A 24,966-nucleotide genomic window follows, 5' to 3' on the forward strand; every position below is an offset into this window, starting at 1 on the left:
TTTTATAAGCACTTCCAAACGGCGGTTAAATCGTGCTCGCAAGGTGGTGTTCGTGGTGGTGCCGCAACGCTGTTCTACCCAATGTGGCACTATGAAATTGAAAACCTTCTAGTGTTGAAAAACAACCGCGGTGTTGAAGAAAACCGCGTACGCCATCTTGATTACGGCGTACAACTTAACAAACTGATGTATGAACGCTTAATTAAAAACGGCAATATCACCCTGTTCTCGCCTTCCGATGTGCCAGGGCTATACGACGCATTCTTTGAAGACCAAGCCTTGTTCGAACAGCTGTATACAAAATACGAAGCCGACGCCAACATTCGTAAGCAAACGATGAAAGCCGTCGACTTGTTCTCAAGCATGATGCAAGAACGTGCTAGCACGGGCCGAATTTATATTCAAAACGTCGATCACTGCAATACTCACAGCCCGTTCAATCCGAAGAAAGCACCGGTGCGTCAATCTAACCTGTGTTTAGAAATCGCATTACCGACGAAGCCATTGAATGATATCAACGATGAAAGTGGTGAAATTGCGCTTTGTACACTTGCCGCATTCAACTTGGGCACTTTAGCTAATTTGGATGAGTTAGAAGACTTATCCGATCTTGTTGTCCGCGCTCTAGACAGCCTACTGACGTACCAAGATTATCCAGTTGCAGCAGCAAAACGCGCCAGTTTATCTCGCCGCACCTTGGGTGTTGGTGTTATTAACTACGCCTATTACTTGGCGAAAAATGGCGTTAAGTACTCGGATGGTAGCGCCAACGGCATTACCCATCGAGCTTTCGAAGCCATACAATATTGGCTGCTACGCGCTTCCAACAAGTTGGCACAAGAGCAAGGCGCTTGTGAAGCCTTTGACGACACAACCTATGCTCAAGGCTTGCTACCTATCGACACCTACAAGAAAGACGTTGATAAGTTCTGTGCAGAGCCATTGCACTACGACTGGGAAGCCTTGCGTTCCGATATTCAGAAATACGGTTTACGGAACTCAACTCTAACGGCGTTGATGCCTTCAGAAACATCATCGCAGATCAGTAATGCGACCAATGGTATTGAACCACCGCGCGGATATATCAGCGTGAAGCAGAGCAAAGATGGTATCCTAAAGCAGGTTGTTCCTGAGTTCGAACGCCTCAGAGGCGAATACGAATTGTTGTGGAAAATTCCGAACAACCAAGGCTACCTAGAGCTCGTTGGTATTATGCAAAAATTCGTTGATCAAGCGATTTCTGCAAACACTAACTACGATCCCACTCGCTTCGGTGGCAAAGTACCGATGCAGCAATTGTTGAAAGATTTACTCACCGCTTATCGCAACGGCTTAAAGACTTTGTACTATCACAACACCCGTGACGGTATGGAAGATCCTCAGCAAGACGCGATTGCAGAAGACGATGATTGCGCCGGTGGCGCGTGTAAAATTTAATTTACGTTCTGCTCGGCATCACACTCTGTGTTTGCCGAGCAGAGTGTAAAAACTATGTTTAAACGGCCCTTTTCTGGGCCCGACATTAAGAGACTGATACTGGGTATGGCTTACACCACCTTTAATCGCAACGAATTTGATACGTTCGCTCAGCCGATGTTTTTCGGAGAACACGTCAACGTTGCTCGCTACGATCAGCAGAAACACAAAATTTTTGAGAGTCTGATCGAGAAGCAATTGTCGTTCTTTTGGCGTCCGGAAGAAGTCGATCTAACCAGCGACCGTAAAGACTTTGTCGATCTGCCAGACCACGAAAAGCATATTTTCATCAGCAATTTTAAATACCAAACACTACTCGACTCAGTTCAAGGGCGTTCACCCAACGTGGCCTTACTACCCGTTGTGTCTCTACCAGAACTAGAAACTTGGATTGAAACTTGGTCATTTAGTGAAACCATTCACAGTCGTTCCTACACACATATCGTGCGTAATATCGTACCTAATCCAGCGGCTATCTTTGATGACATCACTAAAAATGAATACATCACCCGTCGCGCTGAATCAGTAACTAAGTATTACGATAGTTTTATTTTCCTATGTAATTATTACATTCAACTAGGGGAAGGGACACACACGGTCAACGGCGAAACGATTGAAGTCTCCTTACACGAATTAAAGCGTCGCATGTACGTCATGATGGTGTCGGTTAACGTACTTGAAGCCATTCGTTTTTATGTAAGCTTCGCCTGCTCATTCGCATTTGCAGAACGCGCAAAAATGGAAGGCAACGCAAAAATCATTAAAATGATCGCACGCGATGAAGCACTGCATCTGACAGGTACACAGCACATATTACAAATTATGGCGCGTGGTAAAGATGATCCAGAATTTGCAATCATTGCCCAAGAATGCCGCCAAGATGTCATTGATATTTTCACCGAAGCAGCAGAGCAAGAAAAAGAATGGGCTGCGTATTTATTTAAAGACGGTTCAATGATCGGCTTAAATAAAGACATTCTTTGCCAGTACGTTGAATTCATCACAAACCAACGCATCGGAGCGTTAGGTTTCGATCCTATTTTTGCAACCAAAAATAATCCTCTACCTTGGATTAATGCTTGGTTAAATAGCGATAACGTACAAGTAGCTCCACAAGAAGCGGAGATCAGCTCGTACCTAGTTGGAGCAATTGATAGCGAAGTAGATACCAACGACTTCGGTGATTTTGATCTCTAATGCCCAGTCCGCGTAAAGCGCCCCGTTTGGGGCGCCGTCGTTGGGGTAAAGCGAAAACCTTCCACTCCACAGCACAAACTGAGTTGGATCTTCCTGAAGGTCAAGGATCATCCAGCCAAATCGAATTAGATCTGCTACTTCCCCCGATCCTTGTCAAAAGGAGCGCTGATGAACCTGCGCCCATACAGGGAGAATTATTACTACCTGAATTCCAAGGTGAAACACCTGAGCCGACCCCGCAAATTGAATTTGAGGGTATGCAGAAACCCATCTTCGACATAATACTAGAAGATGGCCGTCAAGCGCGTTTCCAGCACGCGCACACCTTGTTAGAGTCTTTAGAGTCTCAAGATATCGAAGTTCACTATCAATGTCGTGAGGGCTATTGTGGGAGCTGCCGTACGCAATTACTGGAAGGCGATGTTCATTATCTCGAAGAGCCGATGGCTTGGATCGACGACGATGAAATTCTTCCATGTTGCTGTATCCCGAAAAGCGCCCTGCGCATCAAGCTGCAATAATCCTAACGGATTAAGGTTGATTTATTTCGACGCTGCGGTAGCCTTGACCATTAAACTTATACATCACCTATACAGAGGCATTACATGAGTCTGAATTTACCTGCCGTTGGCAAAGCTGCACCCGCTTTCACTGCGCTAAACCAAAATGGTGAATTGGTTAGTTTGAGCGACTTAAAAGGCAAAAATATTGTCTTGTATTTTTATCCAAAAGCCATGACCCCTGGCTGCACCGTGCAGGCATGCGGCATTCGTGATAGTAAAGACACCTTCTCAGCAGCTAACACTGTTGTACTAGGTATTAGTCCCGATGCCCCTGCTCGATTGCAAAAATTTATCGAAAAAGAAAATCTAAACTTTGATTTATTGTCTGATCCAGAACACCAGATTGCTGATCAATTCGGTGTTTGGGCAATGAAAAAATTTATGGGAAAAGAATTCGAAGGCATTCACCGCATCACCTTTATTATTGATGCAAATGGTGTGCTAAGACACATAATGGAAAAGGTAAAAACTAAGTCTCATCATGATGATGTTATGGCGATTGTTAATTCGCTGTAACCAATCCTAGCGATTTTGTTGCTGGCGAAACTCCTGCGGCGATGCGCCTCGCCAGCGACGAAATGCGCGTGAAAATGTACTACTTTCTGCGAAGCCTAATTCAGCACTAATTTCAGTTATTGACTTCTTACTTGTGCTTAACAACAGGACTGCTCGGCGCTCTCGTTCTTCATCCAATAACTGTTGAAAACTAGTATTAACTTCTTGTAGTTTACGCTGCAGAGTGCGTCCACTTATATGCAACCGTTGCGCAAAAACATTACGATCTAGAGTCAAATCTGGTGCCTCTTGCAGCCATTGCCGCATTAATACGACGGTATCTGGAAGTTGTAAATTCTTCAATTGCTCATCAATCATTTGTCGATGAATTTCTGCTAAAGTTGGATCGCCACCTGGCAATCTTTCCGATAACCAATCAGTACTAAACACCAAAACATTTTCTGCTGAATTAAATATAGGAATAAGACCATAAGCTTTTTCATATACTTTGTGACATTCGGGTTTAGCTACTGTTAATTCCACACGTATCGGCAATACGGGTTTACAACTAAGCCAAGTACCAAACCGCAATAATAAAATCAGCACAGTATCTATTTGATGACGACTAAAATCTGGTAGTCTTGGTGTATAGCAAATATGAATTTCATTGATTGCACCGCGCACCTGAAATCCGGCACCTTCGCTTACTAAAGGCGAATAACGACTAGCGACCGCGAGAACTTCCATTAATGTTTCGCAATGCATTAAATTCATCGATAACAGCGGGAAATGCGCAGGGCTAAGATGCTGCCCCAACTGCACCCCTAAATCGAGAGGACATAGCTCTTCAAGACTGCGCCATAATCGCAACGTATTCGTCATTGATATACGACATACTGGATTATTTAATGTATCTTCGGCAACGTCAGCTTTTCGCCTTAGCAGCTCTCGATCCAATCCCATTACTGCAGCGGCTTGTAACAATGCACGTATCCATTGGCTGGATACCGTCATCGTCGATTCGTCTTTCTCGACAGTCATCAATTCAGCTTCCTAGGTCAATACTGTGGCCGTTAAGGCCAAGGCCTGGCGGACTTAGTAAGGTACACTAGCATTCATTATAGGAAAACGATAAAGGTTGAAATAATGATGGCCAAGAGTGCAGATCAATGGTTTTCTGAATACGGTTCTAGCCACAAAAACCCCATCAACAAACTGATTCACTGGGTTTGTGTACCCCTAATCTATTTAGTCATCGTCGGCTTACTTTGGTCGATCCCAACACCCGGTGTAATGCAGAAAATTCCGTACTTAAATTGGGGAACACTCAGCGTATTAATTTCTATTATTTTTTATGTACGTTTGTCACTATCACTTTCTGTCGGATTAACATTATTTGCCTTAGCATGCTGTTGGATTATTTCGGCTGCCGACCACGCGCTAGCTATTCCCTTATGGCAAATATCGTTAATTGGCTTTGTCGTTTTATGGATACTTCAGTTTATTGGACACTATCTCGAAGGTGCTAAGCCCTCCTTCTTTAAAGATATCCAGTTTTTATTGATTGGACCTGCTTGGCTAATGGGCTTTATCTACCGCAAGCTTAATATTCCCTACCATTAATAGCATGACCCGAATAGCGTAATAGTATGTCGTACTTGCCCATTGGTTATTTAACGCCACTAGGGTATCGTCCTTGGTCAACAATACATAGCATCGGCCAATATAATCAGCGGCGAACACCAAGGACCGGCATACTATGCAAAGGCACAACTGCAAAGGCTTTAGCACACTGCAATTTACTTTAGGCTTATCATTAAGCGCTGCACTGACAGGCACGGGCCTATCTTACCTACCAGAAATACTAGATAACGCCGACTATCAGGTTGCCAACTATGCGCTGCAAACTGAACGCTATCAAAACGCAGTGTGGCGCACCTATAAATTAGCCAAAGGGGAAGCTCACAAGGTCACTCATACGACCGAATTCTCGGGCTTTACTGCTGAAAATGACCTTGTTCAATCACCGTTGGGCCGCTACTGTTTCGCGCGTAATGATGCACTTGCTCATCTTGGGCTGTGCCAAGAACTAACTCTAGAATAGGAATACACATGACTAATGCTTACTGGTGCGTATTGATAGCGGCGATGATGCCGTACATCTTCACCTTCATTGCAAAATTTACTGGTGGACGTTACAACAATTACTCACCGCGTGAATTTTTAGAGAAACAAGAAGGCTTTCGCAAACGCGCAAACTGGGCACAAATGAACAGTTTTGAAGCTTTTCCAGCGTTTGCAGCGGCAGTCATCATCGCGCACCTTACGGGTGGAGAACAAGGCTGGATTGATACTTTGGCGATGACCTTTATTGGACTTCGAGTAGTTTACGGCGTCTTGTATCTTGGAAATTTTGCTACTATGCGAACGCTAGTATGGACGGCAGCACTGGGCTGTAATATAGCGTTATTTATCGCTGGTGTTTAAATCTTGTTATTGTGTCACACCATAACGGTGTGACCAATCTGCTTGTAACAATAAGATGCATTGCAATAAATCACAATTTGTCGACCTTTATCATGGGTATGGATGATATAAAGATCGGTGAATTCTGGCGTTCGCTCCATGAACGTCGCATTGCGAATCAATTGCGCTGTATATTCACTGCGCTCACGCGCCTGTGGTTGCCCAGCTGCTGTCGCTATTACAGCGGCAAAAACCATTAACATTAACAGTTTCATGATGTGCCCTCTGCTCATCCCGTACTATTAGTATAGGTAGTGATTCAGAAAAGACGTCGCTGATTTGTTATAAATCGTTACTCTGTTCACATAAAAAAGCCAACCGATTAGCAACGAATAAAGCGTGCTAACAGAGCTGGCTTTTAGAGTCTGCGAGTTCTATCTAATTGTGACTACTGCACTTGCCGACGAAGCGACACTAATAGCTCAGCCTCGCCACGGGCAACACCACAGTTATCAACCAAATCATTGGCTGTCGCACCCATTCCAACCAGACGCGAGGCTTGCTCAAACCGAGCATCTTCCGCGCCTGGCATCACAGCATGTCGCTCTGCTTGTTGTAGCCGAGTTTCCAATTGCTTAACGCGTCTGCCAATACCGATCGTACTTTTACTCATAGCGCCGCTTGATTGCTCAAGAACGGAAATGTGTTGTTCAAATCGCTGTGTATCCAACTGCTGTTGTCGACGGAGAGACCACATAAAACCTCCCACAGCTAACAACATTGCTATATTGCCCAACAATAACCAGTGCACTAACGAAAGCGTGACCATAACAGACCCCTATAAGCCTTGAAGTTCGGTCCACTCCTCGTCTGACATCATTTTCTCAAGATCTACAAGAATCAACAGTTCGTCATTTTTATGACAGACGCCCTGAATAAATTTTGAGCTCTCTTCGTTGCCGACATTCGGAGTGGTTTCAATTTCCGACTGACGTAGATAAACCACCTCAGCCACTGCGTCCACAAGAATACCTACCACTTGATTCTCCGCTTCGATAATCACGATACGGGTCTGGTCGGTGGTGTCAGACGTTGGCAAGCCAAATCGTAATCGAGTATCGATCACCGTCACTACGTTACCACGTAGGTTGATGATACCGAGTACATATGGGGGGGCTCCGGGTACAGGCGCTATCTCGCTGTATCGAAGTACCTCTTGCACCTGCATCACATTAATCCCGTAAGATTCGTTCTCAAGGCGAAAGGTAACCCATTGCAGAACCGGATCTTCCACACTTTTATTTCCGGCAATCGCTGACATAAAACATCCTCGCTAAGAAAGGCCGTTGTCCGACTGTGTCAAAAAACATAACGGACCTTCCTTAACTATAGATCAGAGCACAAACTGTACCAGCCGAATTGCAATTTTTTTATTGTCGCCAAGAAATAGCGAAAGAATAGAGAAAATAAAGCCAAAAAGCCGGCGAACCGCGTACTTCAGCGCCTATTTTCTTCAAGTAAAGAGAGTAATCCGGGAACATCAATCAACGCACACATTTCCGCAATAACCGTTCCTGCTAACCATGGACGCTTACTGCCTTCGCCACGCCATTTAATTGACTGCTCTACCAAAGTAACGGTGTCCATAATCTCTTGGCAAGCAAGTGCCCAAGGGGCACGATCTAACTGAATCAGGTAGCTGTAACCTTCAGCGACAAGCGATTTTCCACGCTCAGGCATGATCAGTTGCGCACTATCGACCACCGTTAACTTCTGCTCGTCGCTCTGCCACACCCCCAGCGACCATTTAGCTTGGCCGAAAAGTGGTGTCACTTTATCGTTAACATTAAACACACCACCCAATAACGGCAGTGGTATCGCTAACTTTAAACCTGCCACTTTGAATATCAGACATTCAATACCTTGGCTGGATGCCCAATTGAGTTTAGCCATTTCATTTTTTTGCGCTGCAGGCTCAGGCTCGTTAACCGAACCAACGGCTATTGCACTTTCATCCCAATCTTGCAGCTCAGGAACGTCCGTTGCTCGCTCTAGAGTCGCCGTAGTAAGCACAGATGCCAACATTGGCTCAGCCAGAGTTTCAGTGGGCCATGAGCGCTCAGGATTAATCGTTTCGACAAAATTAGAGACTTGAGCTTGAGAACTAGCCACTACATTTACGCTCGGCAACTGTTGTGCACTGGAGGCTTGAACATGCGAGTTTACTTCGCGCTGCACTTCAGAAAGGGCATGCTCTGTCGCCACCTCTGTCGCAATCACTAATAACTGATCTAAATAGTCCTGAATTACACCATCCACTTGATTCCCTGTGACGGTGCCAGACTTATTAGCACTCATTATCTACTGGCTCCGGCACTTTACATGCTGCAAGCAATGCAGAATGTAAACGCCCCATAGGTAATTGTCGGGCCAAATCCAATAGTTCAAACATATTCGTTAATGCCTGCGCTTTACTTGGTCGAGATCCCGGCAGCCACAAAGGTATTAAGGCATAGCCTGCCGCAACGGTTTCTACAACCTGCGTTACCACTTTCGCGGAAGAATCATAGAAAGGCGCTACGGCTTGCGCCAATAAATCATCGAGTTGACGGCGCTTATGAAGCGTAACAGTGTCAACATCAGGAGAAGCTGTACCCAATAGACTATCGAAATAATCCATCAACGGTGAAGTGACATCAGGCATGGGCATCCTCCGACATATCTAAAATATTCAGAAGATGGCGATACGCCCTAACGCCGCGAGTATCGGGATCCATTTGATGAGGAAATATCCCTTCATGGCTAGCGTCTCGCAAGCGTGTATCAACAGGAATAGCTTCATCCCAAAGTGAGTCTACATAGGTGCGCCGCATTTCTTTTAACGTAGTTACCGATGCCGATGTACGACGATCAAATAACGTAGGCACAATCAAGTAAGGCAATTGTCTATTTTGCGAGCGCATCACCATTTTAAGCGTGTGCACCATACGCTCCAAGCCCTTCATGGCTAAGTGCTCTGTTTGTGTCGGTACCACCAATCGTTGACACGCAGCTAATGCATTAACTAATAGAACCCCTAAAATAGGCGGTGTATCAATCAAGGCATAATCGTAATCATCCCATAATTGCGCCAAAGTACGCGCAACCACCAACCCCATTCCATCTTGCCCACTCACTTGGCGTTCGAGAGTGGCAAGGGACGTGGTTGCTGGTAGCAAAGACACATTTCCCATTGATGTCGGCTTTAAAACAGACTCGATATAATGTTTATCTTTATAGCGCTGTTCAAAAAACAAATGATAAATACTGCGATCTAAACTGTCTGGATCTTGACGAAAATAACTGGTTAAGGAACCGTGAGGGTCAAGGTCAACCAATAATACACGTTTACCTTGGGCCGCTAGCAGTCCACCCAATGTCACTACACTAGTCGTTTTACCGACCCCGCCTTTTTGATTTGAAATTGACCAAATTCGCACGACGACCATCCTGTAGAATTCTGGCAAACTCGGCTTTCCGGTTGCCTGCTGTTATTACAACAACCTAAGCAAAATCCATGTCAGACTGCATAAATTTGTAAAAAAAAAGCAATTTCGATAGTAAATACCATAAAGACAGGACAAAAATCGTCAGAATCGAATAGTCAGCGGTATAACCATTCCGTACACGGCGAATTATTGCCTATCGATATTAACCGACATCAGACGCTAAACGACCTGCAATATTCGTTAACGCAAGTACCTCATCGCTGAGCCCTTCTTTGATAACGGCCATTGGCATGCCAAATATAACGGAGCTTTCTTCATCTTGCGCCCAGATATGAGACTTAGCTTCTTTTAATAAGCGCGCTCCTTCACGACCATCAGCCCCCATCCCAGTTAAAACAATACCAAGAACATGGGCACCATAATGTTTAGCCGCTGACGCAAAGGCAATATCGACACTCGGACGATAATTAACACGTGGATCACTTTCTCGAATATGAATCGATCCACCATTGCGACGATCAACCATTAACTGCATCCCCCCCGGAGCAACGTATACATGCCCTGGTTGAATAACATCTCCATTGACGGCCTCTTTTATTGCCAGCGGACTAAGGTTATTCAACCGTTCAGCAAAAGCAGGCGTAAACGATCCCGGCATATGTTGCACAATAATAATGGGAGTTTTGAACGTAGCGGGCAGTGCCTTAAACAAGACTTGCAAGGCCGCGGGTCCACCGGTGGAGGTACCAATAACGATAAGTTCTGTTTTCGATAAATCCGCATTAGTAGTCGATTTAATCGAAATCGGCTTACTAACACGTGTTTGATTACGTGCAACACCAGCGATTTTATCGGTCAATAAACGCTTAATTTGCGCAGAATCACTGGCGATATCTTCGAAATTTTTAGGTAAAAAATCCAGAGCACCTGCATCTAAAGCGTCTAGAGTCACCCTTGCTCCCTCAAAGGTCAGAGAGGAGAACATCAAAACAGGCACTGGCCGCTGCAGCATAATGTTCTTAACAGCAGTAATACCATCCATAACTGGCATTTCATAATCCATAGTAATGACATCCGGCTTAAGCAATTCATTTTGCTCTATCGCCTCGCGCCCATTACTGGCTACACCAGCCACCTCCATACGGCCATCACTATTAATGATGTCGGACACCCGTCGCCGAAAAAAACCCGAATCATCGACTACTAATACCCGAATCGTCATAGTAAGCCTTAATTATGCTGCACTGGATTGACGTGTCGCGTAGCGATTCAACATGCTCGGAATATCTAAAATCAAAGCAATACGGCCATCACCGGTAATCGTAGCACCCGCCATTCCCGCGGTACCATGTAACATTTTGCCTAATGGTTTTATCACTACCTCCTCTTGCCCAACAAGTTGGTCAACAACGAAACCAACGCGGCGATTACCAACAGAAACAACAACAACGTGTGCGGTATCATCAACCTGCTTGGAATGATCGCCTTTTACTAGCCAACGCTTTAAATAAAATAGCGGGATCGGTTTTTCTCTTACCACCACCACTTCTTGTCCATCAACGATATTGGTCTGAGTTAAATCTAAGTGGAAGATTTCATTAACATTGACCAAGGGAAAGGCAAAAGCCTGATCTTTTAGCATCACCATCAAGGTCGGCATAATGGCCAATGTTAATGGCACCTTGATACGAATGCTGGTGCCTTCACCCATTCGTGACGTAATATTTATAGTACCGTTTAACTGGTTAATTTTCGTTTTAACCACGTCCATACCAACGCCACGCCCTGACACATCAGAGATCACATCTTTGGTAGAGAAACCAGGAGCAAAAATCAAGTTAAAACATTCATTTTCAGTTAAGCGATCGGCGGCATCTTGATCCATCACACCTTTTTCAACGGCTTTCCGGCGTAATACATCAGCGTCCATACCGCCGCCGTCGTCTTGAATCACCAGCAGAATATGATCGCCTTCTTGCTCAGCCGATAATACCACTGTACCGACGCGATTCTTACCGGACTTCTCGCGATCATCTGGCATTTCTACCCCATGATCCACGGCATTGCGCACTAAGTGGACTAATGGATCAGCCAATGCTTCCACTAAGTTTTTATCTAAATCAGTTTCTTCGCCGCGTAATTCTAAATTAATTTCTTTTTTCAGCTGTCGAGCTAAATCACGCACGACTCGCGGGAAACGGCCAAAAACCTTTTTGATTGGCTGCATTCGAGTTTTCATTACCGATGCTTGTAAATCACCAGTAACCACATCCAAATTTGCAACTGCTTTGGCCATTGATTCATCGGTGCTCTTTAATCCTAAGCGCACTAAACGATTACGTACTAACACTAACTCACCAACCATATTCATAATATCGTCAAGACGTTTAGTATCAACGCGAACGGTAGCTTCGGCTTGCATTGCCTCTTTATTTTCGACTTTCTTAGCTTCAGTTTTAGCAATCGCTTCAACCTTAGCGGGCTCTACTTTTGCAACGGGAGCTTTGACTGGCTCGGCAGGAGCAGGCGCTTTTACCGCTGCGGCTGACTTCACTGGTTCTTTAGGTTTTTCTGCTTTGGTATCGGCCCCGCCTTCAGGTGCGAATGCATGCTTGCCCTTACCATGTAATCTATCGAGTAATTCCTCAAACTCCGAATCACTGATTAATTCATCGCCACCAGCACCAGTTACCGATGTATCTGCTGACGAAGAATCAGCAGCAATTGTCACTTGGGAGGATGCACTAGGCTTGACATCTCCAGCCGCCGCTGCACCTTTACCATGAATTTGATCGAGTAAGGCCTCAAATTCATCTTCTGTAATTTCATCATCTGACGAAGAAGTAACAACAGGCCCACCCATATCGAACAAGTCATCATCGTCTGCTACTGCTGGCGACGGTGTCGTTGTTACTGGTGTCTCGGCCTGACTGCGCTCTTCATCTAGCGCATCTAGCAAGCGTTCAAATTCATCATCGGTAATATCGCCATTATCAGTAGCAACGGCTTCAACTTTGACGGCATTATCCGCCGCAATCTCAACATCTTCCGCAACCGACTCTTCAACTTCGGCAAGAACTTCATCTTGAGACGCCGGTTTAGCTAAATGATGGAGACGTTCAATAATACCAGGATCAGCATCCGCTGGTGCAGCACCAGAACGTACGCTTTCAAACATTTCATTAACGGAGTCGAGTGCTTGCAGCACGACATCCATTAAATCAGGATTAACGCGACGATGACCATTACGTAACGTGTCGAACACGTTTTCCGCTGCATGGCAGCAGTCAACCAGCGGGTTTAACTGTAGAAAACCTGCGCCGCCTTTAACCGTATGGAAACCCCTGAAAATAGCATTCAGAAGATCTTTATCATCTGGGCGTTGTTCGAGGTCGACGAGTTGTTCTGAGAGCAATTCTAGAATCTCACCCGCCTCAACGAGAAAATCCTGAAGGATTTCTTCATCTGCATCGAAACTCATCCGTTTGCTCCTTTAAAAACCAAGACTGGACAATAGGTCATCAACATCATCCTGGCTGTTAACTACGTCGTCACTGGATTTATTAATTTGAGGTCCTTCCGCTCGGATATTGGCACCTTCGTCGGAAGTTTCAGTTACCGTATCGAGATCGTGTTTAATACCTGTGATCTCATCCACTTGCCCGGCCATTAATACTAAAGTTACTAACCGAGATTCCACATCCTTTATAAGGGCCGTCACTTTATGTATGACTTGTCCAGTGAGATCCTGGAAATCTTGAGCTAAAACAATTTCAGAAAACTGCCCTTGAATCTTCTGAGATTTATTAACGCTTTCGCCCAAGAATTCATTTACATCTTTACTTAAAAGTCGGAATTCTGCAGGCGTTAACTCTTTATTCAAAAAACGTTGCCATTGTACCGACAATATTTTTGCGCGGTCATGAAGACCCGACGCTAAAGGCATACCTGCATCAACCAAATCCATGGTGCGATTTGCTGATTTATCCGTCATTTCCAATACATACGCGAGTTTATCGGTTGTATTATCAATGTCAGAGCCAGCGCCGACGGAGTCTACATTCAGATTTTTAATGGCATCATGTAGTGCTCGCGTCAGGCGGCCGATCTCGTTATACAGAGTGCGATCCCGAACCTCGTTAAGGTCGTTCACTAGCGCAACGGCTTTGCCGATATCACCTTGCTCTAATTGCAGCAACATGTTCTCAGCAAGCATTCTGATTTCAGAGCCGACTTTACTGTTAGCAGCTTCTAGGCTTATGTCACCCATTGACCAACCTTCTTATTTAGCCTTCGACTCGTTCGAAAATCTTATCGATTTTCTCCTTCAGAACCGCCGCAGTAAAAGGCTTAACTACATAGCCATTTACCCCTGCCTGAGCAGCTGCAACAATCTGATCGCGTTTCGCTTCTGCGGTAACCATAAGAACCGGTAGGCTCTTAAGACGGTCGTCTGCACGCACATGCTTCAACAGATCGAGACCCGTCATGCCCGGCATATTCCAGTCAGTTACCAGAAAATCAAAATCGCCATTCTGTAACATGGGTAGCGCTGTCGTACCATCGTCAGCTTCTTGCGTGTTGGTAAAGCCCAAATCGCGTAGAAGATTTTTCACGATACGTCTCATCGTAGAGAAGTCATCAACGATAAGAATTTTCATATTTTTGTCCAAAACGACCTCCAATAATCGACTTTTATATTCCCAGTCGTTCCTAAAACTTAGTGTAGACCTAGTTACCGCTTTATCCAGAAACACGACATACGGAATGCAATATTTATTAGCGAGTAAGCCAATCGCCTAGGCGTGAACGCAAACGATGGGTCGCTTGGCTGTGTAATTGACTGACGCGAGACTCGCTGACACCCAATACAGCGCCTATTTCCTTCAGGTTAAGCTCTTCGTCGTAGTAGAGGGCTAGAATCAGCTGTTCGCGTTCAGGGAGCCCTTTGATGGCTTCAGCGAGCTGAGTCTGGAAGGCATCTCGTTCGATACCTGCAAATGGATTGGGTGCCGTTTCGTTAAAAACTTCGAAGCCGTTCTCACTTTTTTCAGCAACTTCTTCGTAACTAAATAGCCGGCAGCCAGCACTATCGCGCAGAATACCGTGATATTCATCTTGGCTAATACCGAGAAATGCAGCGACTTCACTGTCATCTGCATCGCGACCTTTCTCACCCTCAATCTGTTTGATCGCATGAGTAATGCGCCGAGCATTACGATGCACAGAACGCGGAGCCCAGTCGCCACGGCGTATTTCATCCAACATAGCGCCGCGAATACGGATACCGGCATAAGTTTCGAAACTCGCACCTTTGCCACCATCATACTTACGCGATGCTTCCAACAAACCTATCATGCCGGCTTGAATAAGATCGTCCACCTGCACGCTGTCGGGTAAACGCCCCATCATGTGATGGGCAATACGTTTTACCAGCCCTGCGTGTTCGCGAACCAATTGATCGAAATTGTTTTTTTGAACGTCAGAGTACACCAGACAACTACCCGCAGACATTGATTAGGCCTCAACTTCCTGAAGCAGCCGGTCTACAAAAAACTCTAAATGCCCACGCGGCGAAGACGGCAGCGGCCAAGCATCGACTTTTTTGGCTAGAGCTCTAAATGCCGTTGACGCTTTAGAGCGAGGATATACATCCACAACCGCCTTTTGCCGTTGCACGGCACGACGCACGGCATCATCCATAGGGATAGCACCGACGTACTGCATGGCAACTTCTAAAAAACGATCAGTCACTTTGGTAAGTTTTTGGAATAGCGCTTGCCCTTCTTGCGGCGTGCGCACCATATTTGCCACCATACGGAAGCGAAATACACCGTAGTCACGATTTAATAATTTAATTTGTGCATAAGCATCGGTAATAGAAGTAGGTTCATCGGTTACCACGACCAGTACTTCTTGCGCTGCGCGCACAAAACTCATCACAGAATCAGAAATACCCGCAGCGGTATCAACGATTAATACGTCGATATCATCGCCAATATCACTAAATGCTTGAATTAATCCGGCATGCTCCATCGCATTTAATTGCGATAACTTTTGTGTGCCAGAGGAAGCGGGGACAATGCGAATTCCTGCCGGACCTCTAACCATCACTTCACGTAAATCGCATTCACCTTGCAACACATTTTCAATAGTTTTATTGGAAGAAATACCCAATAAAATATCGATATTCGCTAAACCTAAATCGGCGTCGAGTACAACAACGCGTCGCCCCATTTCGGCCAACGCAATTGCGAGGTTAACGGAGACGTTGCTTTTACCCACACCGCCCTTACCACCTGTAACGGCGATCACTTGAACCGGGTGCCTTGCCATCGTGTTTTATACTCCGTGTTGAAAGCTGGTTTGCTGCGTCGCCATATTCATGGCTTCGGCTGCCTGCCAACGAGTTCTGGCCATGCGGGCCATTTGCTCAGCTAAGTTCACCAATCGCATTGCATCTGGATAATGCAAATCATCCGGAATATGCGGGCCATCCGTAACGAGCGTGACCGGTAAGTGCCCTAATGCAGCGATACTCATGCCCGGCCCTAGCGAAAAACATTCATCTAACTTAGTAAAAATGCAGCCACTTAAACCGGCAGCTTTAAAGTGTTCAAAATTCTCTTGTAGGCAGCGGCCTTGACTCGTTAAAGGCAGTACTAACAATTTACTTAAACCTGCCCCAGCCTGTTTAAGCATAGACAACTGCAAAGAAAAATGTGGATCTTGACTGCCTAAACCAGCGCTATCGACTAAAACTAATTTCTTATCACGCAGTGCATGCAGTGTTTTAGCGAGATCACCGCCTTGAATAACTACGCGCATCTCCACGCCTAAAATACGCGAGAAGGCTTTTAACTGGTCATGAGCAGCCACGCGGTAATTATCGAGAGTCACGAAGGCCACCGACTTAGCGCCATGGCGCATCACAAACTGTGCGGCTATTTTGCCGATCGTAGTGGTTTTACCAGCACCGGTAGGACCAACAAGGGCAATACGCCCTCCACGTTCAAGCAGTCCAGCTGGGGTAATGGGTAAATCACCCGCTATCTGTTTTAATGCCGCTTTCCAAGCATCGTCCATCGCCACATCAGCGGCACAATTACTAGCAATGCGATCGGCCCATGCCGGTTCAATACCCATATCCTGACAGCGCTGCCACAATTGCGATTGCTGCCAAGTTAACGGACGGCGAGTATCCCAAGCACTGCCTTGATGGCTCACCATCCAGTCCTTTAATTCACGCAATTCGCCCTGCATCTCTTGCAGGCGACTGTTATAAACATGAGAACCATCATCATTCTTTGCCAACGTAGGCTTAGCCGTTGCCACCTGCACAGCCATCTCTTTTTCGGCTGCCGTTTGACCAGCAGGTTGCGCACCAGGGCGCAAGCCAGCCAGGGCTTCACGAATGCCATCACGGCTGGTTAGGTCGCTCTGCTCTGCAAAAGCAACGCGATCGGCGGTACGCTGACGCTGCAACTCCGCCTGACGAGTTGCCGACTTGGCCGCTTCTAGCTCACGCTGCAAGCGCAACTGACGCTCAACCTCAGGATTACTCGAAGCCTCTTGGCCGCTCTGGTAATCCAATGCCGCCACAACCTCAAACCCTTCGGCGATTTTCTTGCTCGACATAATCACTGCATCCGGTCCCAATTCTTGAGACACCAAACGCAGAGCCTGTTGCATATTTGCCGCGACGAAACGTTTTACATTCATGTTACGTACTCACTACGATTTACCGCCAACCGAGGCGACAATGGTAATACTCTTGTTATCCGGTATTTCCTGATAAGCCAGAACATGCAGCTGCGGAATACTGTTGCGAACAAACTGAGCCATGCTCGAGCGAAGTTGCGTTGTTACCAACAACACCGCGGCGCGTCCCGCCGCTTCTTGCCCTTGTACTGCTTCAGCCAATGATCTTTGCAATGTATCTGCCATGGTAGGTTCAAGCACCAAACCATACTGACTGCCCTGTTGAGCACTCTGTTGTAAGGTTTTAAGCAATAACTGTTCCAGGCTTGGATCCAACGTCATTACCGGCAGCTCATCCGCATGGCCAAAGATGTTCTGGGTGATTAGACGTGCTAGCGACAAACGCGCAGCCGTGGTCATAGCGGCGGTATCTTGACTCTGCCCCTGATAATTCGCCAAGGACTCGGCGATAGAGCGTAAATCACGAATAGGCACTTGCTCACGCAGCAAGTTTTGCAGCACAGCCAGCAACTGACTGATACTCACCGTATTCGGCACCAACTCTTCCGCTAACTTTGGCGACTGCTTAGCCAGCATATCGACCAAGTGCTGCACATCCTCATGACCCAACAACTCGTGCGAATGATTACTCAATTTTTGATTCAAATGCGTCGCCACTACCGTACTGGCATCGACCACGGTATAGCCTAGGGTTTGCGCTCGATCTTTTAGACTTGGATCAATCCAAAAGGCATCCAAACCAAAGGCTGGATCAACTGTTGGAATGCCATCAATTTTGCCGAACACCTGTCCAGGGTTAATCGCTAGCTCGCGCTCTGGATGAATTTCAGCTTCCGCTAATGTCACCCCCATTAAGGTGATGCGGTATTGATTAGGGGTTAAATCAAGGTTGTCACGAATATGGACCGACGGCATTAAGAAACCCATTTCTTGTGATAGCTTACGGCGAACACCTTTAATACGGTTCAGCAACTGACCGCCTTGATTCTTATCGACTAGAGGAATTAAACGATAACCGACCTCTAAGCCAACACGATCCACTGGTTCAACGTCGTCCCAACCCAGCTCTTTGACTTCCAATTGCTTAATGGCAGCTTCTGCTTTTTCTTTTGGTGCAGCCAGAGCATTTTTGGTATTGGCAGCAATTTCTGCTTCCGCTGACGCCGCCTTGCCACGAATGCGTTTAACAATTTCATCACCAAGCTTGCCGCCTTCTTTCTTCCAATAAATGTAATACGCTATGGCAGCTGATATAGCCGCAGCGCTTAAAAACACCGTGTGCGGCATACCCGGTACTAAGCCCATCAATAAAACCACACCTGCCGACACGCCCAAGGCACGAGAAGAGGCAAACATTTGGCCAAATACCTGCTGCCCCATGTCTTCATCGCCACCATTGCGGGTCACCATGATCGCTGTCGCGACCGACAACAAAAGCGACGGAATTTGTGCAACTAAACCATCACCAATAGCCAACAAGGTATAGGCCGCAACAGCATCATTAAATGTAAGATTGTGCTGCGCCATACCGATAGCGAAGCCACCAACAACGTTAATAATCAAAATCAAAATACCGGCAACGGCATCGCCTTTTACGAACTTACTGGCACCATCCATCGCACCATAAAAATCTGCCTCTGCCGCCACATCCGCGCGGCGAGTCTTCGCCTGATCAGCATCAATAAGCCCAGCGTTTAAATCCGCATCAATCGCCATTTGCTTACCGGGCATTGCATCCAAGGTAAAACGCGCAGTTACTTCCGAAACACGACCAGCACCTTTGGTGACCACCACGAAGTTAATAATCATTAAAATCGCGAACACCACCAAACCAACCGCATAGTTGCCACCGATCAGTACCTCACCAAACGCCTCGATTACTTTACCGGCAGAATCCCCACCTTCATGACCATACAACAACACCACACGAGTAGATGCCACGTTCAAGGCAAGACGGAGTAATGTCGCTATCAGCAAAATCGTCGGGAAAATGGCGAAATCGAGCGGACGACGCGCATACACACTAACCAACAACACCACGATAGAAAGCGCGATGTTAAAGGTAAAAAAGGTATCTAATAGGAATGGCGGCAACGGCAAAGTCATCATACCCAGCAGGATGAGAACCATAGCAGGGATGCCCAAGTTACCGCTGGCTAAGATCGAACCGGCACTTTTAAACTGCCCTAATACTGCTGCTCTAGAGGCTATTGCCATTATTAATTCCGTCAAAAAACTATCACTGGTTAGAGCTATTGCAAGAAGCTTTCCTGTTTTGGATTTTGGCGGGAATATTTTGTTTTTGGTGTTGGTTTATGCGGTGACGCAGGATAAAAACAAAAGGTATGTGTTTCTCTGGATTTGTATAGAAGGTGACGCTGTAGGAGGTACTCAGGGAGCGCCAGCGAGCAGTGCCGAATACGATGCCAAGCCATTATCGGGACTACGAACGAAAAACGTTCGTTGACTCCCTCCTACAACCCCATTCGAATGCATCCCACAGGACGCCACATAAACTACCCCTTCGGCTCGGGATCAACTCGCAAATTTCGCGGTATCGGCATATCTGGTTTCTTCTTAGGTTTTTGCCCTTTGCCTTTAATAAACATATCCATTTGATAGATGTACGCCAGTACCTGCGCGACGGCAACGTATAAACCTTCAGGGATCTCTTCGCCGATTTTACCGTGCGTAAACAAAGCACGCGCCAGTGGTGGTGCTTGCATTTGTGGAATGTTATTTTCTTTGGCGACTTCACGAATGCGCATGGCTACTTCATCACTACCTTTGGCCACAAGCAAAGGTGCGCCCATGCTATCGGCTTGATATTTTAATGCCACAGCAAAGTGAGTTGGGTTGGTAATAACAACGTCAGCTTCAGGCACGTCAGCCATCATGCGGCGATTGGCCATTTCACGCTGTAATTGTCGTATTTTGCTTTTAACTTCAGGCTTACCTTCGGATTCTTTATACTCGTCTTTAATTTCTTGCATGGTCATACGTAGTTTTTTGGTATGACTGTAATTCTGCCAAGGCACATCAGCGACAGCGATAATGGCAGTGGATAAACACAGATAGAAAACACTCCATAAAATAATTTCCAGCGTACCGCCAATCGCTGGACGCAGCGCTTGATGCTGCAAACTCATCGCAGCATCAAAATAAAATGTAAAGACTAGCCAGGCAACCGTACCAACCACGCCCACTTTAGCCCATGCTTTAATCAGTTCGACCAAGGAGTTAGCCGAGAACATGCGCTTCAATCCACTAAAGGGATTCAGTCGATTCATTTTTGGAGCAAGTGCTTTGGTTGAAAATAGCCAACCTCCGACACTAAGAGGACCCGCAAAAGCAGCAACAACAACGATCAACAGCCAAGGCGCTAATGCTCCGGCGGCTTCTAGTGTTGCAGCGTTAAGATGAGCCGACATACTGCCTATGTCGTAAATGGCGTCACGCTCGAACGAGAATCCCATTTTCGCAATGCGGATTGCACGTTCGGATATCCACGGCCCGAGGGCAAGCAGCCCAGCAGCACCCGCAACCAATACCATGGTTGTACTTAATTCTTTTGATCGCGGAACCTGACCTTCTTCTCTCGATTTCTCGAGTTTTCTGGCGGTGGGTTCTTCTGTTTTTTCCTGACTTGTCTCTTCAGCCACAATAGCTCCGCTACATTACCGTCAGTTTTTTAATAAATTCGAATAAGGTATCCATATATAAATGGAAGCCAACAGCCATTTCACCGATATTAATCCAGATAATAAAAATACCCACAATCATAGTAACCGGAAAACCCAGTGCAAAAATATTGAGCTGAGGTGCTGCACGCGTCATCACACCAAACGCTAAGTTGACAATCAATAACGCCGAGATAGCTGGCAACGAAATCACAGTTGCAGCCGCAAACATCCAGCCACTCCAGGTTATCAACAACCCCCATTGTTCTACCGAAAATCCATCAAAACCTATCGGTATAGTACGAAAACTATCAATCAATATTTCAATCAGTACCAAATGTCCATTAAGTGCTAAAAACACCAAACTCACCATGAATAAAAACCACTGTGAAACTACTACAACTGATGCTCCTTGACTCGGATCTACAGTCGTTGCGATACCCAAACCAGTTTGCATTGCGATTAATTGCCCGGCAATAACAAACACTTGGGTCAGCAATTCCACTGCGAAACCTAGCGCAATTCCGATCAATATTTGTTGACCAATAATAATGATAGATGCAAGAGATAGCGCATCGACCTTAATAAATGGTGGCAGCACAGGTACAACAACGAAGGTAATAGTGATAGCCAGCAACAAGCGAATACGCTGCGACACCATGCGCGTACCTATCAAGGGCATTACCATTAGTAAACCGGCGATGCGGGCGAAGGGATAAATATAGCGCGCCACCCAATGGCTAACATCTAGAGCGGCTATTTCAAACATAAAATACGCGCCATTAGCCTATCAGAAATGGAATATTGAGATAAATATCTCGGGTGTAATCTAATACTGCATTCACGGCCCATGGGCCAAAAGCAATAATCGCTAATAAGGTAACAACCAAACGCGGTAAAAAACTCAAAGTTTGCTCGTTAATCTGCGTAGCTGCCTGAAAAGTACTGACCACTAAACCAACGACCAAACTCGGAACGATGACCACCATAACAATCGCCAATACCAAATAGAGGGCATTGGTAAAGATGTCGCCAATTACTGCTTCTGTCATAGCCCCTCCTATACCGTACCGAAACTATTCGCGAGTGTTCCCATAATGAGGGCCCAACCATCGATTAAAACAAACAGCATAATCTTAAATGGTAACGAAATAATAATGGGGGATAACATCATCATACCCATCGCCATAAGGATACTAGCAACCACTAAATCTATGATCAAAAATGGGATAAAAATAAGAAAACCAATCTGAAAAGCAGTTTTCAATTCGCTAGTAATAAAAGCTGGAATCAAAATATGGATCGGTGTTTCTTCTGGCGTCGCAATATCTTGACGACCACTAATGCGCATAAACAACTGTAAGTCGGTCTCGCGTGTCTGTGCCAACATAAACTCATGCACAGGTACAATAGCTCGCTCTAATGCTACTTTCGGCGTTATTTCTTCGGCAATATAAGGCTGAACTGCTTCAACATTTATCACGCGAAAAACCGGCATCATAATAAACAGAGTTAAAAATAATGATAAGCCTAGTAATACTTGGTTCGATGGCGTTTGCTGCAACCCCATCGCCTGACGGAGTATCGCCATCACAACGATAATACGAGTAAACGACGTCATCATAATTAATAGCGATGGCAATACCGACAGCAAGGTCATAATGGCTAAGATTTGAATCGTAACCGTGTATTCCCCACCAGTATCGGTAGTTTTATAAACAACCGCAGGAATACCTAACATTCCACCGGTACCACCAGCGGATCCGCCAATAATACTAGCGGCATCAGCGGCCCAACCAAACGTTGGCATAACCAGTAAAAATACAGGCAACAACCAATCTAATGTTTTTCTTATTGTCATTTACGTATGGCCATTTTCAAAACATCCGCAAAGTTTTTGCTGCTGTTAGTCGTTGTTGTGTCGATCTTTTCGGTTAATGTTGCCAGCGTTGTAATTTGCTGCGGTGTAATACCCACCACAATCTGCTGATCTCCGACCTCAATGACTGCGATCTTTTCTTTTAAACCCAGAGGAAGCGTCGCCAGCAAGCGAATCTGTGAGTTACTCTGGGAAAATTGACCAGCCTTGGTTTTATTCACCAACCATGCAAGAAGGAGAATCAACCCAACGATCACCACCAAAAACAACGCTACTTTTCCGGCACTAGCCATTGGATTAACCGCGAGCATTGGCTGAGTCTTTACTGTGTCAGCCGGTTTCTTAGTCGCCAATTGCTCAGTGTTACCGACGGTAGGAGCCGGTTCAGCAATATTTGCATCGACGATAGCTGTACTTTCTTCTGCGTTAACTCCAATAGTTAGAAGCATAAAAAAGGCTATTATTAAGGTTTTAGCGCAAGCGCTGAATACGTTCACTCTGACTCACCACATCCGTCAGGCGGATACCAAATTTATCGTTAACCATCACAACTTCACCATGCGCAATCAGAGTACCATTAACTAATACATCTAACGGTTCACCGGCCAAGCGGTCGAGTTCAACCACAGAGCCTTGGTTTAATTGCAATAAATTGCGAATTGGAATTTGCGTCGATCCCACTTCCATTGAGATACGGACAGGAATATCGAGAATAACGTCCAACTCCGGGCCACCTTCCGACTGGATTTTGGGCACGCTTTCATCTTCCAATTCATCGAGTTCCACTTGACGTACATTCTTTTTAGGCGTCGTTGCCGCCGCCATAATTTCATCAGGATCTTCACTACTAACATCATCGCCGGACTCTTCCATTGCGGCCGCCCACTCATCCGCCAAGGCTTGATCATCACCCTCAGCCTCGCTGACGCCTTCAGCAACTGAGTCTGCTAACGCTTGGGGATCAAGCTCTTTGGCTTCTTCTGGGGCTTTATCTTGATCTTTATCGTCGCTCATCGGGATCTCCTATCAGCGTTTTCTCGGCTTTAACTGGTCAATGATTTTCACGGCCAGATTTTCATTCGATATACCCATTTTTCCGCGGAACACAGGAACACCATTCGCTTGCAAAATAAAATCCTCAGGCATATCAATCGGGATAACATCCCCAGCTTTCAATTTTGCAACTTCACGTAAACTAATTTGACGCTCAACTAACGTTCCATGAATCGGAACTCGCGCTTCTAAAATATCTTCACGCAGTGAGTGCAGCCAGCGTTCATCGACATCATCGATATCACTCTGCACACCAGCGTCTAGCACTTCGCGTATTGGCTCTATCATTGAGTACGGAATAGTTAAATGCAGATCGCCACCACCACCATCCAATTCAATATGAAAAGTGCTAACTACCACCACTTCACTCGGGCTTACAATATTCGCCATCGATGGGTTAACTTCAGAACCCACATATTCAAACTCTAATTTCATAATGGGCGCCCAAGCTTCCATCATGTCGTTAAATATTTGGCTTAAAACCAACTGCACAACGCGTACTTCTGTCGGCGTAAATTCACGCCCTTCAATTTTGGCGTGGCGACCATCGCCACCAAAAAAGTTATCAACCAATTTAAAAACTAATTTGGCATCCATAATAAATAGCGCAGTACCACGCAATGGGCGCATTTTCACTAGATTTAGACTGGTTGGTACGTAGAGCGTGTGCACGTACTCGCCAAACTTCATGATTTGTACGCCACCCGATGCAACATCGGCACTGCGACGTAAAAAGTTAAACATGCTAATGCGGGTATACCGCGCAAAACGCTCATTAATCATTTCTAGCGTTGGCATACGACCACGGACAATACGGTCGTTACTGGTCAAATCGTAAGATTTAACACCCGCTGCATCAATGTCGTCTTCCGGCCCTATATCGCCATCATCGACACCATGCAATAACGCATCAATTTCGTCTTGCGACAGTAAATCTTGCACGACTC

The 24,966-nt window shown here is 45.8% G+C and carries 30 protein-coding genes; 8 read left to right on the forward strand and 22 right to left on the reverse strand.

From position 1 onward, the window contains the following. The 4 genes from nrdA to bcp form a co-directional block, all read left to right on the forward strand. Window positions 1–1,437, forward strand: a 1,437-nt coding sequence (nrdA, locus tag UXZ23_RS15130; protein WP_320821373.1) for a class 1a ribonucleoside-diphosphate reductase subunit alpha, incomplete at its 5' end; no start/stop codon positions are given. Window positions 1,438–1,542: 105 nt separating this feature from the next. Further along, window positions 1,543–2,673, forward strand: coding sequence for a class Ia ribonucleoside-diphosphate reductase subunit beta (nrdB, locus tag UXZ23_RS15135; protein ID WP_320821374.1), 1,131 nt, complete (start codon window positions 1,543–1,545; stop codon window positions 2,671–2,673). Next, on the forward strand, window positions 2,673–3,194 hold the full coding sequence (gene yfaE / locus UXZ23_RS15650; protein ID WP_414491479.1) for a class I ribonucleotide reductase maintenance protein YfaE: 522 nt from the start codon (window positions 2,673–2,675) through the stop codon (window positions 3,192–3,194). The genes nrdB and yfaE overlap by 1 nt, the downstream gene beginning before the upstream one ends. Before the next feature lie 84 nt (window positions 3,195–3,278). Beyond that, a complete protein-coding gene (gene bcp / locus UXZ23_RS15145; protein WP_320821375.1) occupies window positions 3,279–3,752 on the forward strand; it encodes a thioredoxin-dependent thiol peroxidase in 474 nt (157 codons plus the stop codon). 6 nt (window positions 3,753–3,758) lie between these two features. On the opposite strand, the gene UXZ23_RS15150 is transcribed toward bcp, so the two are convergent. Beyond that, window positions 3,759–4,772: an AraC family transcriptional regulator gene (locus UXZ23_RS15150; protein WP_320821376.1), complete on the reverse strand. Its 1,014-nt coding sequence runs from the start codon at window positions 4,770–4,772 to the stop codon at window positions 3,759–3,761. 105 nt (window positions 4,773–4,877) lie between these two features. Between UXZ23_RS15150 and UXZ23_RS15155 the strand changes: the two genes are divergently transcribed. The 3 genes from UXZ23_RS15155 to UXZ23_RS15165 all read left to right on the forward strand — a co-directional run bounded on the left by UXZ23_RS15155 (window position 4,878) and on the right by UXZ23_RS15165 (window position 6,218). Further along, complete coding sequence (locus UXZ23_RS15155) at window positions 4,878–5,354, forward strand: DUF962 domain-containing protein (protein ID WP_320821377.1); 477 nt, start codon at window positions 4,878–4,880, stop codon at window positions 5,352–5,354. A 136-nt stretch (window positions 5,355–5,490) separates the two neighbouring features. Then, window positions 5,491–5,835 (forward strand): hypothetical protein, encoded by a 345-nt coding sequence (locus UXZ23_RS15160; RefSeq protein ID WP_320821378.1) that lies wholly within the window; start codon window positions 5,491–5,493, stop codon window positions 5,833–5,835. An 8-nt stretch (window positions 5,836–5,843) separates the two neighbouring features. Continuing rightward, on the forward strand, window positions 5,844–6,218 hold the full coding sequence (locus UXZ23_RS15165) for an MAPEG family protein (protein ID WP_320821379.1): 375 nt from the start codon (window positions 5,844–5,846) through the stop codon (window positions 6,216–6,218). Window positions 6,219–6,232: 14 nt separating this feature from the next. On the opposite strand, the gene UXZ23_RS15170 is transcribed toward UXZ23_RS15165, so the two are convergent. The 14 genes from UXZ23_RS15170 to flhA form a co-directional block, all read right to left on the reverse strand. Beyond that, the gene (locus tag UXZ23_RS15170) at window positions 6,233–6,472 is read right to left on the reverse strand and encodes a hypothetical protein (protein WP_320821380.1); all 240 of its coding nucleotides are present in this window, start codon (window positions 6,470–6,472) and stop codon (window positions 6,233–6,235) included. Between the two features lie 173 nt (window positions 6,473–6,645). Continuing rightward, window positions 6,646–6,954, reverse strand: a complete 309-nt coding sequence (locus tag UXZ23_RS15175; RefSeq protein ID WP_320821381.1) for a DUF2802 domain-containing protein — start codon at window positions 6,952–6,954, stop codon at window positions 6,646–6,648. 81 nt (window positions 6,955–7,035) lie between these two features. Next, complete coding sequence (locus UXZ23_RS15180) at window positions 7,036–7,518, reverse strand: chemotaxis protein CheW (RefSeq protein WP_320821382.1); 483 nt, start codon at window positions 7,516–7,518, stop codon at window positions 7,036–7,038. A gap of 176 nt (window positions 7,519–7,694) precedes the next feature. Beyond that, window positions 7,695–8,555, reverse strand: a complete 861-nt coding sequence (locus UXZ23_RS15185) for a chemotaxis protein CheW (RefSeq protein WP_320821383.1) — start codon at window positions 8,553–8,555, stop codon at window positions 7,695–7,697. Beyond that, window positions 8,545–8,901: a hypothetical protein gene (locus UXZ23_RS15190; RefSeq protein WP_320821384.1), complete on the reverse strand. Its 357-nt coding sequence runs from the start codon at window positions 8,899–8,901 to the stop codon at window positions 8,545–8,547. Before UXZ23_RS15190 ends, UXZ23_RS15185 begins: the two co-directional genes overlap by 11 nt. Beyond that, on the reverse strand, window positions 8,894–9,676 hold the full coding sequence (locus UXZ23_RS15195; RefSeq protein WP_320821385.1) for a ParA family protein: 783 nt from the start codon (window positions 9,674–9,676) through the stop codon (window positions 8,894–8,896). Before UXZ23_RS15195 ends, UXZ23_RS15190 begins: the two co-directional genes overlap by 8 nt. A gap of 211 nt (window positions 9,677–9,887) precedes the next feature. Further along, entirely contained in the window at window positions 9,888–10,907 is a 1,020-nt protein-coding gene (locus UXZ23_RS15200) for a chemotaxis response regulator protein-glutamate methylesterase (protein ID WP_320821386.1), read from the reverse strand. A gap of 12 nt (window positions 10,908–10,919) precedes the next feature. After that, entirely contained in the window at window positions 10,920–13,166 is a 2,247-nt protein-coding gene (locus tag UXZ23_RS15205) for a chemotaxis protein CheA (protein WP_320821387.1), read from the reverse strand. Window positions 13,167–13,178: 12 nt separating this feature from the next. After that, entirely contained in the window at window positions 13,179–13,955 is a 777-nt protein-coding gene (locus UXZ23_RS15210; RefSeq protein WP_320821388.1) for a protein phosphatase CheZ, read from the reverse strand. Between the two features lie 16 nt (window positions 13,956–13,971). Next, entirely contained in the window at window positions 13,972–14,358 is a 387-nt protein-coding gene (gene cheY / locus UXZ23_RS15215) for a chemotaxis response regulator CheY (RefSeq protein ID WP_025265072.1), read from the reverse strand. Window positions 14,359–14,464: 106 nt separating this feature from the next. Then, on the reverse strand, window positions 14,465–15,199 hold the full coding sequence (locus UXZ23_RS15220; RefSeq protein WP_320821389.1) for an RNA polymerase sigma factor FliA: 735 nt from the start codon (window positions 15,197–15,199) through the stop codon (window positions 14,465–14,467). A gap of 3 nt (window positions 15,200–15,202) precedes the next feature. Further along, window positions 15,203–16,021 (reverse strand): MinD/ParA family protein, encoded by an 819-nt coding sequence (locus tag UXZ23_RS15225; protein ID WP_320821390.1) that lies wholly within the window; start codon window positions 16,019–16,021, stop codon window positions 15,203–15,205. 6 nt (window positions 16,022–16,027) lie between these two features. Continuing rightward, window positions 16,028–17,407 (reverse strand): flagellar biosynthesis protein FlhF, encoded by a 1,380-nt coding sequence (flhF, locus tag UXZ23_RS15230; protein ID WP_320821391.1) that lies wholly within the window; start codon window positions 17,405–17,407, stop codon window positions 16,028–16,030. A gap of 12 nt (window positions 17,408–17,419) precedes the next feature. Continuing rightward, entirely contained in the window at window positions 17,420–19,624 is a 2,205-nt protein-coding gene (gene flhA, locus UXZ23_RS15235; RefSeq protein ID WP_414491480.1) for a flagellar biosynthesis protein FlhA, read from the reverse strand. On the opposite strand from flhA, the gene UXZ23_RS15240 reads away from it, so the two are divergent. After that, the gene (locus UXZ23_RS15240; protein ID WP_320821393.1) at window positions 19,545–19,874 is read left to right on the forward strand and encodes a hypothetical protein; all 330 of its coding nucleotides are present in this window, start codon (window positions 19,545–19,547) and stop codon (window positions 19,872–19,874) included. The two genes, flhA and UXZ23_RS15240, sit on opposite strands and share 80 nt — an antisense overlap. A gap of 49 nt (window positions 19,875–19,923) precedes the next feature. Here UXZ23_RS15240 and flhB read toward each other — a convergent pair whose 3' ends face one another. The 7 genes from flhB to fliM are packed head-to-tail and all read right to left on the reverse strand — an operon-like array spanning window position 19,924 to window position 24,961. Then, on the reverse strand, window positions 19,924–21,069 hold the full coding sequence (gene flhB, locus UXZ23_RS15245; protein ID WP_320821394.1) for a flagellar biosynthesis protein FlhB: 1,146 nt from the start codon (window positions 21,067–21,069) through the stop codon (window positions 19,924–19,926). Window positions 21,070–21,079: 10 nt separating this feature from the next. Beyond that, window positions 21,080–21,856 carry a flagellar biosynthetic protein FliR gene (gene fliR / locus UXZ23_RS15250; RefSeq protein WP_320821395.1) on the reverse strand — a complete coding sequence of 259 codons (777 nt, stop codon included), beginning with the start codon at window positions 21,854–21,856 and terminating at the stop codon, window positions 21,080–21,082. A 13-nt stretch (window positions 21,857–21,869) separates the two neighbouring features. Beyond that, window positions 21,870–22,139, reverse strand: a complete 270-nt coding sequence (gene fliQ / locus UXZ23_RS15255) for a flagellar biosynthesis protein FliQ (protein ID WP_320821396.1) — start codon at window positions 22,137–22,139, stop codon at window positions 21,870–21,872. A gap of 8 nt (window positions 22,140–22,147) precedes the next feature. Beyond that, the gene (gene fliP, locus UXZ23_RS15260; RefSeq protein WP_320821397.1) at window positions 22,148–22,948 is read right to left on the reverse strand and encodes a flagellar type III secretion system pore protein FliP; all 801 of its coding nucleotides are present in this window, start codon (window positions 22,946–22,948) and stop codon (window positions 22,148–22,150) included. Next, on the reverse strand, window positions 22,945–23,415 hold the full coding sequence (fliO, locus tag UXZ23_RS15265) for a flagellar biosynthetic protein FliO (protein WP_320821398.1): 471 nt from the start codon (window positions 23,413–23,415) through the stop codon (window positions 22,945–22,947). The genes fliP and fliO overlap by 4 nt, the downstream gene beginning before the upstream one ends. A 22-nt stretch (window positions 23,416–23,437) precedes the next feature. After that, window positions 23,438–23,980 (reverse strand): flagellar motor switch protein FliN, encoded by a 543-nt coding sequence (gene fliN / locus UXZ23_RS15270; protein WP_320821399.1) that lies wholly within the window; start codon window positions 23,978–23,980, stop codon window positions 23,438–23,440. Window positions 23,981–23,992: 12 nt separating this feature from the next. Beyond that, on the reverse strand, window positions 23,993–24,961 hold the full coding sequence (gene fliM / locus UXZ23_RS15275) for a flagellar motor switch protein FliM (RefSeq protein WP_320821400.1): 969 nt from the start codon (window positions 24,959–24,961) through the stop codon (window positions 23,993–23,995). Between the last annotated feature and the right edge of the window lie 5 nt (window positions 24,962–24,966).

The organism is Thalassolituus sp., from assembly GCF_034111725.1.
Lineage (GTDB): Bacteria > Pseudomonadota > Gammaproteobacteria > Pseudomonadales > Oceanobacteraceae > Thalassolituus.